Raw genomic sequence first — 14,013 nt, 5'->3', positions numbered from 1 at the left:
TAATAGATAGGAAATAAACTGATAAGGCAAGTGATGCTCTTTTATTCCCATCATTAAAGCAATGGTTTTAATTGATAGAATAAAGTAAATGAGTGAGTTTATGTTCGATTTCTGGATAATAGAAATCATTTTGTAGATGGTCAAGTGTGCTTTCTATGAGTCCTTTATCTCTGATGCCCAAAAATCCACCCGACTCTTTGATGATGTTATCATGAACCTCAATAGCACATTCAACCGAAAAATATTGAAACTCTGTACTCATCTATCTTTTAGCCTTTTAAAAACATCTAGGAGTTCAGGGTTTTCAACTACTCGCTCAATAAGTGATTTGCTTTTCTCTCCTAAATATCGATTACAGTCATCCTTACTTAATGCACCAATATAGTTTTGCAGTCGCTGATGGATAATGTTTCTCAAGCCATAATCACGGGTAGCCATTTTGGCTCGTGCATCTTCGATTTGAGGTATCCATTGTCTTTTATTGGCAAATCGGTCAATAAGTAAATTAAGTTCAATTGGTGTTAGTTTTCTTCTTAATTCTTATGACTTTTCTTGCATTTCATCCGCAATACCAATTTCAAAAGAGGCAATGAGTTTAAGCACTTCTGCGTACATTGTATCACGTAGATTGTCTTTAGCTTCTAGTTTTAATATTGCTTTGTATTCTTTAGCATTTTCTTTAAAAATAGCATTATATATAGCATCTGTGTAGATACTATATTTTATAGGCCCCATTTCTAAATACTCGTTCAAGGCATTTGTAAATTCTTTTCTGTATATAGGTTCGCGGGTGATAGCAACTAAAAAATCTTCATCTCTTTGATTAATGTATTTTGTAGAACCTCCTATTTTTTTATTTATGGTGTCAATTACAATATCGAGCATCAAACTTCTTACTTGCTTAGCCTGCTCACTTTCGGTAAGAAGCATTCCAAGGTTCAATACTGCTCTAAAGTTAAATAGTGCTAATGCTTTAACTCTATTAATTGACTGTTTATTAGGTTTTTGTCCTGACAGAGTGTCATTAGTGATACTCTGTGTTTCATCATCATCTGTAGGAGCGATTAGATGTGAGAATAATTCTTTAAACTCTTTTAATTTTTGCCCTTTTAAAACTTGATAGCCATTATGCTGTAATTCATCTTGATGATTGGCAATGTATCTACTAACAGTTACTCTACTTATACCATAAAAGTCCATAACCATCTTAGTAGTAAACTTGTACTCACCATTAAATAGCAAGCCTGTTATGCCTAATTTGGACTGAATTAATTCAATTGCTCGGGTGTTATTGAGAATATTTTGTCTGTCAATTGCTGACTGTGTTAAATCTTTCATCATAATTCAATCCATATTTTCCCAATTTAGTTTTATTTTCTTTTTAATTGTAAAAAATAATTCTGCTAATGTTCTGCCCACTTTTTGTAGGTTGTATTATTTGTTGCGGCTGTTTTGTAGGTATCGCAGAACGATATATATCTAGAGAATCAAGGATACACCTGTTTTATAATTTTTGTCAAAAAATATATCATTGATTATTAGTGATATATCCATTGTTAAACATTTAATACCAGATATTTAAATAAAAAAAAATCCTTGCTTTCAAAGAGTTTGTTTCATTATCAAGAATCTGGTCATGTGTGGCAAAGCTCATCAAGCCTATTTGCTGATCTAAAGTTACTATATAACGTTAAGGAACTATATACCTGCGTCATACAACCAAGTTAACCAGTAATTAAAACAAGGCTAAGCTTCTTTTTTAATTTTCTGTATTTTTCCCCATGGTTTGTAGATTGAAATTGTAATAACACCAACCAACGTCAATATGGCTCCCCCAGCTTCTGCAATAATTGTAAGTAGTTCATTTGTATAATCTGAGTTAGCGAATGAGGCTTCACTTGCCACATTCGCTAACTCACTTATGGGTTGCAAGTGAGTTAATAATAAAAATGTCATACCTACTGTCAGTAATAATTTTACTGTTATCCAATAGTGTCTAAACAGTCCCCATTTAGTACCCAATGCCAGAACAAGTCCTGTTATTAAGGATAAAAAACAAAGTGGGACGATTACAAACCAGACATTGATATTCATAGCAACAATGGCTGAACGAGATAATTGGTTGTCAAGTGTTGTTAGGCCTGTAACCGCTAGAACTAAAAAGGTTATAACCGAGCCAAGCCAACCAACGGAAAAAGTAATGTGACTAACTAATATTGGCTTCTTTATTTTTATTTTCATTGTTCTCATATTCTTAGTTTAGCTTCTTTATAAGCAAGCTCTAAATCCATTTTACAAACTGGACAAGTACCTTTTTCAGCATACATTTTGTCGCCTTCGCATTTCATCGGACATTCATATGATGCTGGTTCAACCTGTTCGGCAGCATTTGAATTTGACTCTTCGTTACTATTGTTTCCGCACGAGGCAATAAGTATTGAAACCAAAAGAGCTGTTGCAGAGATTAGTATTCTCATTTCTTTATTTTTTTTGTCTTTCATATTTACAACACTTATATAGGTCGTTGTAAGCCTCATCAGGTGCGGTAAAGACATCATTGTCATAGCCTGCATTGGCTATACGTTGTAAAACTTCATTTAAAGTCGTTTGAGAAGAATCGTAGGTTATAGATGCCACTTTGGTCTCTTTGTCCCAATTTACTTTAGCAATACCATTCAAATTGCCTGCTTTATTGATTGTTCTTTTACACATTAGGCAGTTACCATAAATTTTTTGGGTTTCTGTTTTTGTATTGTTAATCTTTTCCTCACAACTTGTAAATACAATCGATGTAACAAAAAGCATTATTATTACTTTATTAGGTATCATGGTTTTATTGTTAGTTAGTAATTCAATTTTCAGTCCAGCCTCCTGAACTTTCACAATCACTTATTCACACATCCCCCTCAGTTGATGTTGGTTTTGAATTTGAGCGTTTTATGCGTTTTATTCATTAATTTATGTTGTTAGTGTAACATTGATGATGCAAAATTCGCAATACCCTTGCTCTTGACTGTTACATTATTTTCTTATTGATTTATAAGATTTACAGGATATCACTTTTTATATTTCAAACTATTACCATTGCAGCACCTGCGAACAATGGGTAGAGCAAAAAGCCAATAATCGGATATAAGATATCTTTCGCAATTGGAGTCTTTTCCAGGTGATAAACGCCTAGAAAAGGCTCTGTTTTATGATGCTTTCCTAGTTCAACTTCTCCTAGAGTTAAACTTGTTGGCTTGGAAGGCTTGCAGGGAGAATAATGGGTGGGGTAGGCAGTAGCCCAAAGACCAATTCTTAGAATTGCCATCACCTTGTCCAGACTCAGGAAAAGAGGTTACAAATCAATGTTGGATTATTACTTGAAATACCGCTCTCAAATTCAATGACCTAGGGCATTTCGTGGAGAAAAAACCTCCGGTAGATATTTTTAGCGATGGAGTCGGCTTGTGGGGGGAGGACGAGGCGCTCTTATATCATCTGAGGCCCACGCTGCCAGTTCTCTAGCTGGCAAAGCTGTCTATTCGATTATGGCAATCGTTCTTTTTTTCTTCAATGAGTTATTTTCTTTCAAAAATGTCCGCTATATTTGTAACCATTGTGCAAGGTTTAACAACTTGGTTATATGAGTGATTATTATTCATTGTCAGAAACAGCTGAACTCGTAGGTAAAAGTAAAGAAACTCTTAGAAGATGGGATAGAGAAGGTATCTTAAGTGCAGTCCGAGAGCCTGTTTCAAACTACAGAGTTTATCGAAAACAAGACGTTCAGACACTTCTAGGTTCTTTATTTGACGAGAATTTTGATGATGAGATTTCCAACTATGTTGAGCCACACTATGAATATAGGGTATTAGAATTATTTGCAGGGGCAGGGGGGCTTGCCGTTGGTTTAGAAAAATCAGGTTTAAAGTGTGTTGCTCTTAATGAAATTGACAAATGGGCTTGTCAAACGCTACGCAATAACCGACCAAATTGGAAGGTCTTAGAAGGTGATATTAAAGATTACTCATTTACTGAGTTCGAAGGCCAAGTCGATGTGGTGACTGGTGGTTTTCCTTGTCAAGCATTTAGTTATGCTGGAAAGAAACTAGGTCTAAATGATGCAAGAGGTACTTTGTTTTATGAGTTTGCCCGTGTTGTGCAAGAAGTGAAACCCGTTATTTGTATTGGCGAAAATGTCAGAGGACTTTTAAGCCACGATAAGGGGAAAACACTAGCTGGGATGATTTCTATTTTAGATGAAATAGGGTATCGAGTTGTCCCTGTTGAAGTGTTAAAAGCTATCAACTTTAGAGTTCCACAAAAGCGTGAGCGGCTGATTGTGGTTGGAATTAGAAAGGATGTTGATATCGAATATAATTATCCAAAACCGCACAAGAAGATTTACAACCTAAAGGATGCTTTGAAAAAAGGTGAGCTTTTCGATTGCGATGTTCCCAAGTCTAAAGGGGCGACTTATCCTGAATACAAGAAGAGAGTTTTAGACATGGTGCCACCTAAAGGTTATTGGAGAGATTTACCAATTGACGTTCAGAAAGAGTACATGGGTGGTAGCTTTTATCTTGGTGGAGGAAAAACAGGGATGGCTAGAAGAATTGGATGGGATGAACCTTCATTAACTCTTACTTGCAGTCCTGCACAAAAGCAAACAGAAAGATGTCATCCTGACGAGACAAGACCTTTTACAGTTAGAGAGTACGCACGTATACAAACCTTTCCTGATGAATGGGTTTTTGCTGGTTCTATTGCTCAACAGTACAAGCAAATTGGAAACGCAGTACCTGTCAACCTTGGACAAGAATTAGGCTTTTCCGTAATTAAATTCCTAAATGAATATTACAGTTTGTCAAAGCCTAAGTAGTAGCTATAGTTTTCAAATGTTATCTCATTAAAAATTGATCGTCCACTTGCTTCTGTTTGTGATTCAATGTCTGAAAGAGCTGAATTCTCAGTTGCTTCTACTTCTTCTTGCTCGCCAAGAAAGTCTTTGAGGGCCTTTGGCAAAGCCTGATATAGGTCAAAAAAAGCGGTTTCTTGTCCCGTCAATAAAAAGTAGAATTGGTCTCCTGAAATCTTATAGACACGACTGTGGCTATACTCTTTGCCATTAATTATTGCTTCCCACTTTTCTTTAAAACTTTTTTTGGCAAGAATCTGAACTAAATAGCATTTGGCACTTCTATTATCATCTGCAAATCTGGCTAATCGTTGAAATGCCGCTTCAGCAGCAGAGCTGCTCATGGTGTTATGCTTGTTCTTTACTTCAGCAAACAATGTATTATCATTGGCTTTTACATCATAGCCTGTTAGCACTCCTGTTTCGTAGCCATCAATACCACCAAGAACCTGTTCGTGGAAAGTCCCTATTGAATTATTAATTGATTTGTCAATCTGTCTTATCATTTCTGATTTGATGATGGCCTTTTCATCTAAATCATTGAACTTCGAATCAAAAGTGAGCTTAAAAGTGTCAATCTTGTTTTTATAGAACTTCTTTTTTGTGACATCTGATTTAGCCTTTACGTAAGATTCATATAGGTTCTTTATACAACCCAACAAATGTTCATCTGAAATGAAATCAACGTATTTGTTTGCCATAAGCTTCTAAATAGGTCGTAAAGTTAGTCTTTCCTTTTCGGGTTTTTATGTTTACTGGTTGGTTTTGTCGTACATTGCCCAACCTTAATATATACCTTCGGACGTGGCTTTGATAGCAGTTCAGTACTTATCTGCCACCAAACAGACCCTCCGATGATCGAAGATACCATATTATTCCAGAGGGTGCAATGCCTGTTCCGAATTCTTTCGGGACCTCCGCTAGCGGGCGGACACTATTCTTAAACTACTATTACCTTGTCGCTAATCAGGAAAAGAGGTTACAAATCAATGCTGGACTACTACCTTAAAAACCGCCGTCAGATCCAGTGAACTGGGGCATTGCGTTAAGAAAATCTTCGGTGGATATTTTTAGCGATGGGTCGGCTTGTAGGGGAGGTACGAGATGTTCTTATGTCACCTGAGACGCACGCTGCCGGTTCTCTAGCTGGCAGAGCCGTCTACTCGATTATGCCTTCGCTCTTCCTACATTTAATTAATTTTCTTTACGTCTATTAAGGTCTTGTTTAAGTGGTCAAAATCTCCATCTGTGGTCAATAGTGGAATGTCAAGTGAATATGCCGTTGCAGCAATCCACAAGTCATTTTTGCCCATTTTTCTTGCTGAACCTTTTAATGAGTTTCCACTTTTATCTTTGGTTTTTCGCTTTGAAAATGCGTCTATTTCAGTATATGAGTCAATCAATAGCTGGTCGGCATTATAAATGTCGATATAGGTAATTTCTTCGAGTATATTATTTAGCCGTTCTATTTTAGGCTTACCCCAATTGTTTTGTGCAATAAAAGATTCCAATTCTGCTTTTGTTACAACTGAAACAATAATATTCGCTGCTTCATCATATTTTTCAAGCTCTTCAATACATTTTTTACCCGTAATAGTATCTCTTACAATGTGAATAAATGCACAGGTGTCAATAACAATATTTTTCATCTGTGTATGTCTTTAAGCATTTCTTGAAACTGTTCTTCACTAATTTCATCTTTTAATAAGCCTGAAATACTTTTTAAGGCAGAAAGTGAGCTTGATTTTTTTGTTTGTTTAGCCTGAAATAGCAATTGTTGATGGGCAGTCATTGCAGATGGCTTTTTTGAGAAAAATCTATCTCTTGGGCCTGGCTCTCCATACTCTTGAATTTCCACAAAGCTTAGTTGTCCATTTGGTTTGTAGTGTGCTATTCCTGAAATGGTAACTTCCTTCCCCATAAAACTAACAATGCTTTCTATTATAGTTTTATCATTGGCAAACACATTAACTAAACCTTGTTCTGTCTGTAAGCCAAGTTTGCCTTTGGAAACTTTCATTTCATCTAATTGGCCATTTACAATTACCTTTTTTGGTTCAGGTATACTATCTTCTAATAGACCGATTTTTTGAAAGTCATCTTTTGTCAATCTTACTTCTGCAATAGTTCCCCGATTTGCTATATAGAATATTTCATTATCACTGATGAAATTTTTCTTGAAATTCATCAAGGATTTTAGTAGAGGTTTGTCTAGATCCGCATCTTCACTTTCACCATTCAAAGCTGTTTGAAAAGAATGAATCACCAATGCCATTGGGGTTAATTGCAAGACTTCTTCTCTTGGTTTGAACATTTCTAATTGAAGCCCTTTAATGGTTTCCGAAAAATGGGTACAGTCAATCGTAAGTGAAGTGCCGTCTTGCCCACTTCCCGAAATGCTTTGCAACCGCATAGCCAAAGCTTTTTTAAGGTTTTTATCAGGATTTATATCGCTAAATCCCCTTAATTTAAACATCAATGCTTTCGTGGCAATGTCTTTTGTAGACTTTGTCAATAGGTTTAATCGGTCAAACTCCAATAAACCATTGTCTTCGTCTTCGCCTAATATCTTTATATCATAATTCATTGTAATTTCCTGTTTTAATAGAAAAGCTTCCTTCGCAAAGTTATAAATTCTGTCTAATTATTGTCTATCGTGTCGTTTTTTAGGATGAGGCATAACGATTGTATATCCCGAGAATTCAGGATATACAATCGTTATAATTTTTTACCAATCTAATAGTCAGGATATTGGCTATCGGTGACCATTTTTTAAAAATTTATTAAACGTTCCCAAATGTTACCAGATATTTAAAGTATCTAAAAAATCCTTAGTTTCAAAGATTTTATTTCAATTATCCTTTACTGTAGCTTTCAGCTACAAATCAATAAACCTATCCCACCTAAGAAAAAAAGCCACTGAGACATTTTAAAATCTCAGTGGCTTTATATTTAGATTTACCTTCTTACTTATTTATAAGAAGGTTTATTTAAATCTGGTTTGTCATGGCCCCTGTTAGGGTTATTGACCTTTACATTGTTGCCAATTTCGTCGGGGCCTTCATTGGTAAACTCCTCACTTGCGTCGAAGTGTTCGTCTAAGTGCTCAAGATCGTTCACTTCGCGGTCGCCCCCGGCTTTGTTTTTTTCTGAATGTAAAGGGCTGCCTTTTTTAGGCGCTTTTTCTTTTTTAGTCGGTGCAATTTTAGCGTTTCTTCCCATAATTAAACCTCCTTTATTAATTAACACAAGGTTTTTTCATATAGTTGCAATGGGAAGTTCCTGCAAACGCTAAATGTCCAATGGCTGCATATTGGTATATACTGCCTGAACGTCGTCGTCTTCTTCAAACTTGTCAATGAGGTTGTTGATCTCCTCTGCTTGCGCCTCTGATACCTCTACGAGTGTATTGGGTATACGCTGCAATTCTGAGCTGATCACGTCTAGCTTTTTGTCTTCTAAAGCCTTTTGCATGGTTCCGAAATCAGTAAACGAGGTTTCAATATAAATAATGTCACCATCCTGGTTGATTTCTTCTGCGCCAAAGTCTATAAGTTCCAGCTCCAGGTCTTCTAGGTTTAGGTTTCCTGCATTAAGCCTGAAGATGCCTTTTCTTTCAAACAGAAACTCCAAAGAGCCTGTTTTACCCAGACTTCCTCCAGCTTTATCAAAATACAGCCGGATGCTAGCTACTGTCCTGGTAGGGTTGTCCGTTGCGGTTTCTATAACAAAGGCTATACCATGGGGGCCATATCCTTCATAGACCACCTCTTCATAATCTTTCTCGTCTTTAGAAGATGCCCTTTTAATAGCGGCTTCAATTTTATCCTTGGGCATATTCTCAGACTTGGCATTCTGGATTACAACCCTGAGTCGCGGATTGGTTTCAACTTCTGGTCCGCCCTGTTTTACGGCCAGTGCAATTTCTTTTCCGTACTTGGAAAAGGTTTTTGCCATTTTGTCCCATCTTTTTTCTTTACGGGCTCTGCGGAATTCAAATGCTCTTCCCATTATTTTTATTTAAGAAATAGAAGTCTCAAATATACAGCAATTTTTCAAATGCCTTGCCTATGGGAGCTGTGTTTGTTTTTTCCAAACTTCCGTACGGCCAATCCAGGTAAAGCCCATATAACCTCTAACTTCGAGCGTTTCCTCGTCAGAGAGCTTCATTTCGCAACTGTACTCTTTGCCGTTGGACGGGTCGTAAATTTTTCCATCTTCCCATTTCCCATTACTGTTGAACTTGAAATCCTTGAGGTTTACCAGGCCTACAATAGGTTCTTTTTGAAGTTTTTGATTAGGGTTTTTCAGGTCAGTTTTAGGGTTGCCGTTTTTATCTTTAGGTTCTTTAATCCAGACAATTTTACCAAAGAACTTGTCATTTTCTTTATAGGTTTCCACTATGCCGTCGCCAGAGGAGGTTTTCCACAGACCTATGACGTCTTCGGGAGATTTGGCGGTAGGCGCGGCTGATACTTCTAAGCTTATGAGTAGTATGGCGGCAAACGCTAATATTGGTTTTATGAAATTTTTCATTATTTCTGAATGTTTTGAATTACATGTTACAACGCCTATTTAGATGCTGCAGGTTCCTCCCCGAACGTATCTTTTATACATAATGTTGATTTTTAAGGGATGGTAGAACTAAATATTACAATTATGGCATCTAAACAATCACCGGAGGGGAAGTCTACTATTAAGGATATCATGGAGAAGGTTTCTGAGACTACTTCACAGATGACCGCAAAGGCCAGTGGGATGGCTGAGCGGGTTAAAGAAAAGGTAAATGGTACTAAACCGAATGAACAGCGTGATATTTCGGGTAGGGAAAAACCGGCTAATAAAGCCGCCTCTAGTCCAGAAGTTAGTGCACAAGTAAAATCTGGTTCAGAAGGTAAAATTCCAGTGGAACGCGCAGAAGTTTCTTCTTTGTCTGACAAGGTAGTCACTACTAAAATAGGCGAGCCAGAATCAGAAGGCGGTAGTCGTGACAATTCTGCAAGGCCGCAACGGGAGCCTATAAAAGGGGGGAGGCATAGCGAGTCAAAGGCCCAGGTACAAAAAGAACCTTTAAAGAAATCCCACAACCCAAAGCCTTCTGGAGGGAAATCTTAATGGGAGAAGTCAATCAGGCTGGAAGTTTGCAGTAAGAAAAAGACCAGGAGGCTATTAGAGTTAATAACAGCTAGTTTGTAGGCATAAAAAAAGGCTTTACCAGATTTAAGGTAAAGCCTTTTGCTATAGAGGTAAATATTTTTATTGTTCAAGCAGCCTCAGCGTACCAAAAACACCTGCATCTATCCAACCTTTATTACGTTCTTCACCCTCACCTTCTATGTACACTGAACCTAAGAAGTTCTCACGTTCAAAGTTTCCATCATTGTCATTGTATGATACAGCATAGCCCATTTTTTTGCCGGCATGCAGTTTAACAGGCGTATTATCGCCATCGTCTTCAAAAGTATCATCAAACACTTTCATGCCTACCTCCCAAGTATACACATTGCCATCTTTGGTTCTTTTTACTTCAAGATGGTCATTGTAAAGGTGTGGTTTTTCGTCAGGGCCTAAATCTACTACGTCATAATCTAGGGTAATATGATAAGCAAAAGCACTGTGGTTAAACTGATGGTTTCCGCCAGAGTGGTCTTCGTCGATAAACAATTCTAAGCAATCATCTTCCCACCAGTCGTCAAATGGGTCCTCTCTTTGGTTTGATAAGCTATCGTCGGTAATTTCTACCAAGAAGTACAGCCTTGAATCTGTCCAGAGCATTTTATATCGGCCGCTTAGGTCTTCGGGTGAAGGTTCTTCGCCGAGCCATACGTGGTCCATAGTTTTCCAAGGCACAAGGTCCCAATCCTCTTCATTGCCATAGCCGTCAATTACTGGATCTTTGCTGGCCCTTAATGCTGCATAGTCGCCATTTTCATAATAAGCAGCGGGAATTGTATTCTTTTCTGCGTCTTCTGTTGAGCTTTCGTTGTTGCTGGTGGTTTCTTCAGATGGGCTGCCACAACCAAAAGCAAGCAGCATAGCCAAGGGTAATAGTTTCTTTATCATCTTACTAATTTAAATAAAAAAAACGAAGCTGTCAAAAATGCGACAACCTCGTTCGGTAAACTGTTAACGTAATATTTTGTTTAAAAGGTTTTTTGAAAAACTATTTTTCTAACCTTTCAATAAGTGCTTCTGTAATACCTGTGCAAGAGAAGCCTCCATCGTGGAAGAGGTTTTGCATGGTAACTTTTCTAGTCAAGTCAGAGAACATAGAAATGACATAATCTGCACACTCCTGTGCGCTTGCATTTCCAAGTGGAGACATCATTTCTGCATAATCAATAAATGTATTGAATCCGCTGATACCCTTACCGGCAGTGGTTACGGTAGGAGATTGGGAAATGGTGTTTACCCTTACTTTTTTGCTTTTTCCTAATTTGTATCCATAGCTTCTGGCAATAGATTCCAATACAGCTTTTGCTTGCGCCATGTCCGAATAGTCAGGGAAAGAGCGCTGCGCTGCTATATAGCTTAATGCCACTACTGACGCATATTCATTTAGAGCATCCTTTTTTTCTGCTACTTGTAGTACTTTATGAAAAGAAAGGCCTGAAATATCTAATGTTTTTAAAAACCATTCGTAGTTCAGGTCGCCGTATTCTTTGCCCTTTCTTACGTTGGGGCTCATGCCTATAGAATGCAATACAAAATCAATTTTGCCACCTAAAGCCTCCATTGATTTGTCGTAAAGGTTTTCAAGGTCTTCTATAGAAGTTGCATCGGCAGGAATAACAGTAGCGTTGCACTGTTCAGCCAGTTTGTTGATTTCACCCATTCTCATGGCAATTGGGGCATTGGTAAGTGTAAACTCTGCACCTTCTTCTTTTGCTCTGAGCGCAACCTTCCAAGCAATGGAGTTTTCATCTAGTGCTCCGAAAATGATTCCTTTTTTTCCTTTTAAAAGATTATAAGCCATTTCTCTCAACATTTATCTTCCGGTAAGGCCCGGAAACACTGAAAAAGTATATTTGATATGACAAATGTACTACAAAAAGAATTATAAAGTATAATGTGTTATCCACAAATAGCTTTGTACTTGCTAATTTTTCTGTCGAACAAGCCCAAGATTGCCAGTAGCGCTTGCCAAAAAGTTGTGATCAGAAACCCATATAGCCTCGCAATAAGTCTACAGCTAACTTATCAGGTGGTAAAATCTAACAGTTCCCTGGCGTTTTTGACAGCAGTCTCTGAAGGGTTGTCACCGCCAATCATTCGTGCTATTTCGTGTTCCCTGTCTTTGTCTTTCAGCTCCTTAATGTTGCTGAAGGTCTTGTCTGATGTATTGTCCTTATAAACAAAATAGTGTTTTTGCCCCATGGCAGCAATTTGCGGAAGGTGAGAAATAGCAATTACCTGGTGTCCTTTTGCCATTTGGTTCATGATCTTCCCAACTTTAATGGCTACTTCGCCAGAGATACCTGTGTCAATTTCATCAAAAATAATGGTAGGCAATGCTGTTTTTCCGGCAAGTATATACTTCAAGCATAGCATAAGTCTCGAAAATTCCCCACCTGATGCTGCATTTTTGAGGTCTTGGGCTTTGATTCCTTTGTTAGCGCTGAACAAAAATTTTATTTGGTCTGCACCTGTTGGCCCTGGCTCGTCCAGCGGAATATTGTCTATTTGAATGGTAGCGTCTTTGATACCGACTTCTGCCAATAATTCTTTAAGCTCTTTGCAGAGTGGCTGAACAACCTTATTACGACTTTGTGTAAGCGCAGTGGCTTGCTTTTTCAGGTCTTTATGATCTGTGGCGAGTTCTTTTTTCAACTGTTCCACTTCTTCGCTATAACCGGAGCTTTCTTCCAGTTTTTGCGCCAACTGTTGCTCAATCTCCAGAAGTTCTGCCACTGTGCGTACGGCATGTTTTTTCTGTAGGGTAAAGATCTTGTTCAGACGTTCTCTTACAATTTCTGTCCTTTCGGCACCTGTTTCTACCTTTTCTTCGAGGCCGGAAATTTCTTCTGAAATATCTTTCAGTTCATGCCAGCACCCTTCTATTCTTTTTTGCAGCTCTTCATACGCAGGCGAGAACGAGGCCAGCGATTCCAAGTTTTTCATCCCCACGCCTAGGTTGGGGACTATGGCTGTTTCACTGTCTTCAAGTAGGTATTTGGTTTCTTGGAGACGCGTTTTTATTTCTTCCGCGTTTTCTAATAGCTGCAGTTCCTCTTCCAGCTTTTCCTGCTCTCCGTCTACCAGCGTGGCTTCTGAAAGCTCGTTGTAAAGAAACGTGTTAAACTCTTGCTCCCGAATATTTTCTCTGAGCAGTGTTTCAAGCTTTTGTAGCCGGTCTTTTTTTGCTGACCATTTTTTATAGCTTGAAGTGTAAGATTTTAGCATGTCCTGGTTGCCGGCGCATGTGTCTAGGATGTTTAGCTGAAAGCTGCTGCTGCCGAGCAAGAGGGTTTCATGCTGCGAGTGTATATCGATAAGCTTGCCTCCTAGTTTTTTGAGAATGTCTAGGGTGACCGGCGTATCATTTACAAAAGCCCTGGATTTGTTGCTTGGGCTGATTTCTCTTCTGATAATGCACTGCGGATCATAGTCAAGGTCTTCTTCTTCAAAAAATGCCTGTAAGTGATATTCAGAAATGTCAAAAACTGCTTCTATTACACATTTTTCTTTTTCATTGAGCAGGCATTTGGTGTCGGCACGGTTTCCTGTAAGTAATCCAATGGCTCCGAGCATGATAGATTTACCAGCTCCCGTTTCACCAGTTATTATATTAAGCCCTCTTGAAGGATTGATTTCAAGGTGGTTAATTAAAGTATAGTTTTTGATCTGCAGGTTTTTTAACATAGCGATTTTACCAAGCGGATTCATTGTCCAGAATTATTTCTTCAATATGTTCCAGCTTAATCTCTGATTGTTTCTGAAACATGTTTTTAAAATACAGAACATGGCTATTAAGATCAGTGATTATGCCATGGAATGTTCTGTTTCCATAGCATACAATATCACATTCTTTGTTTATTACTTCACTGCTTTTCTGAACCAGTTCAGAAGCCTTGATTCTGGTGAGTCTTTTGCCCATTGCCAAATTTAAG

General features: G+C 38.0%; 19 protein-coding genes. 2 read left to right on the top strand and 17 right to left on the bottom strand.

Going from position 1 to position 14,013, the window contains the following annotated elements:
* Positions 1-67 precede the first annotated feature (67 nt).
* From RCC89_00385 to RCC89_00355, 7 genes are all read right to left on the bottom strand, one after another.
* A complete protein-coding gene (locus RCC89_00385) occupies positions 68-262 on the bottom strand; it encodes a hypothetical protein (protein ID WMJ71634.1) in 195 nt (64 codons plus the stop codon).
* On the bottom strand, positions 259-438 hold the full coding sequence (locus tag RCC89_00380; GenBank protein WMJ71633.1) for a hypothetical protein: 180 nt from the start codon (positions 436-438) through the stop codon (positions 259-261). Before RCC89_00380 ends, RCC89_00385 begins: the two co-directional genes overlap by 4 nt.
* A 102-nt stretch (positions 439-540) precedes the next feature.
* Entirely contained in the window at positions 541-1,341 is an 801-nt protein-coding gene (locus tag RCC89_00375; protein ID WMJ71632.1) for a DNA-binding protein, read from the bottom strand.
* A 405-nt stretch (positions 1,342-1,746) separates the two neighbouring features.
* Positions 1,747-2,241 (bottom strand): hypothetical protein, encoded by a 495-nt coding sequence (locus RCC89_00370; GenBank protein WMJ71631.1) that lies wholly within the window; start codon positions 2,239-2,241, stop codon positions 1,747-1,749.
* Positions 2,242-2,246: 5 nt separating this feature from the next.
* Positions 2,247-2,477 carry a hypothetical protein gene (locus RCC89_00365; GenBank protein WMJ71630.1) on the bottom strand — a complete coding sequence of 77 codons (231 nt, stop codon included), beginning with the start codon at positions 2,475-2,477 and terminating at the stop codon, positions 2,247-2,249.
* Between the two features lie 4 nt (positions 2,478-2,481).
* Positions 2,482-2,829 carry a cation-transporting ATPase gene (locus RCC89_00360; protein ID WMJ71629.1) on the bottom strand — a complete coding sequence of 116 codons (348 nt, stop codon included), beginning with the start codon at positions 2,827-2,829 and terminating at the stop codon, positions 2,482-2,484.
* A 241-nt stretch (positions 2,830-3,070) separates the two neighbouring features.
* Positions 3,071-3,313 (bottom strand): hypothetical protein, encoded by a 243-nt coding sequence (locus tag RCC89_00355; GenBank protein WMJ71628.1) that lies wholly within the window; start codon positions 3,311-3,313, stop codon positions 3,071-3,073.
* A 315-nt stretch (positions 3,314-3,628) separates the two neighbouring features.
* On the opposite strand from RCC89_00355, the gene dcm reads away from it, so the two are divergent.
* The gene (gene dcm, locus RCC89_00350) at positions 3,629-4,867 is read left to right on the top strand and encodes a DNA (cytosine-5-)-methyltransferase (protein WMJ71627.1); all 1,239 of its coding nucleotides are present in this window, start codon (positions 3,629-3,631) and stop codon (positions 4,865-4,867) included.
* On the opposite strand, the gene RCC89_00345 is transcribed toward dcm, so the two are convergent.
* The 6 genes from RCC89_00345 to RCC89_00320 form a co-directional block, all read right to left on the bottom strand.
* The gene (locus RCC89_00345) at positions 4,843-5,604 is read right to left on the bottom strand and encodes an Eco47II family restriction endonuclease (protein WMJ71626.1); all 762 of its coding nucleotides are present in this window, start codon (positions 5,602-5,604) and stop codon (positions 4,843-4,845) included. The genes dcm and RCC89_00345 overlap by 25 nt on opposite strands.
* Positions 5,605-6,093: 489 nt before the next feature.
* Positions 6,094-6,552: a PIN domain-containing protein gene (locus tag RCC89_00340; GenBank protein WMJ71625.1), complete on the bottom strand. Its 459-nt coding sequence runs from the start codon at positions 6,550-6,552 to the stop codon at positions 6,094-6,096.
* Entirely contained in the window at positions 6,549-7,490 is a 942-nt protein-coding gene (locus tag RCC89_00335) for a hypothetical protein (protein ID WMJ71624.1), read from the bottom strand. Before RCC89_00335 ends, RCC89_00340 begins: the two co-directional genes overlap by 4 nt.
* Before the next feature lie 383 nt (positions 7,491-7,873).
* Positions 7,874-8,125: a hypothetical protein gene (locus RCC89_00330; protein WMJ71623.1), complete on the bottom strand. Its 252-nt coding sequence runs from the start codon at positions 8,123-8,125 to the stop codon at positions 7,874-7,876.
* Positions 8,126-8,194: 69 nt separating this feature from the next.
* Positions 8,195-8,914, bottom strand: coding sequence for a YebC/PmpR family DNA-binding transcriptional regulator (locus RCC89_00325; protein ID WMJ71622.1), 720 nt, complete (start codon positions 8,912-8,914; stop codon positions 8,195-8,197).
* 57 nt (positions 8,915-8,971) lie between these two features.
* The gene (locus RCC89_00320) at positions 8,972-9,439 is read right to left on the bottom strand and encodes a DUF2147 domain-containing protein (GenBank protein ID WMJ71621.1); all 468 of its coding nucleotides are present in this window, start codon (positions 9,437-9,439) and stop codon (positions 8,972-8,974) included.
* 123 nt (positions 9,440-9,562) lie between these two features.
* On the opposite strand from RCC89_00320, the gene RCC89_00315 reads away from it, so the two are divergent.
* On the top strand, positions 9,563-10,018 hold the full coding sequence (locus tag RCC89_00315; protein WMJ71620.1) for a hypothetical protein: 456 nt from the start codon (positions 9,563-9,565) through the stop codon (positions 10,016-10,018).
* Between the two features lie 141 nt (positions 10,019-10,159).
* Here RCC89_00315 and RCC89_00310 read toward each other — a convergent pair whose 3' ends face one another.
* The 4 genes from RCC89_00310 to RCC89_00295 form a co-directional block, all read right to left on the bottom strand.
* A complete protein-coding gene (locus tag RCC89_00310) occupies positions 10,160-10,966 on the bottom strand; it encodes a sugar-binding protein (protein ID WMJ71619.1) in 807 nt (268 codons plus the stop codon).
* A gap of 100 nt (positions 10,967-11,066) precedes the next feature.
* Positions 11,067-11,879, bottom strand: a complete 813-nt coding sequence (locus RCC89_00305) for an SDR family oxidoreductase (protein ID WMJ71618.1) — start codon at positions 11,877-11,879, stop codon at positions 11,067-11,069.
* A gap of 224 nt (positions 11,880-12,103) precedes the next feature.
* Positions 12,104-13,789 (bottom strand): DNA repair protein RecN, encoded by a 1,686-nt coding sequence (gene recN / locus RCC89_00300; protein WMJ71617.1) that lies wholly within the window; start codon positions 13,787-13,789, stop codon positions 12,104-12,106.
* Complete coding sequence (locus RCC89_00295) at positions 13,773-14,000, bottom strand: hypothetical protein (GenBank protein WMJ71616.1); 228 nt, start codon at positions 13,998-14,000, stop codon at positions 13,773-13,775. The genes recN and RCC89_00295 overlap by 17 nt, the downstream gene beginning before the upstream one ends.
* Between the last annotated feature and the right edge of the window lie 13 nt (positions 14,001-14,013).

The sequence above is a fragment of the Cytophagaceae bacterium ABcell3 genome, from assembly GCA_030913385.1.
Classification (GTDB): Bacteria; Bacteroidota; Bacteroidia; order Cytophagales; family Cytophagaceae; genus ABcell3.
The sequence above is the reverse complement of the archived record's forward strand: the minus strand, read 5'-3'. Positions and strand labels throughout refer to the sequence as shown.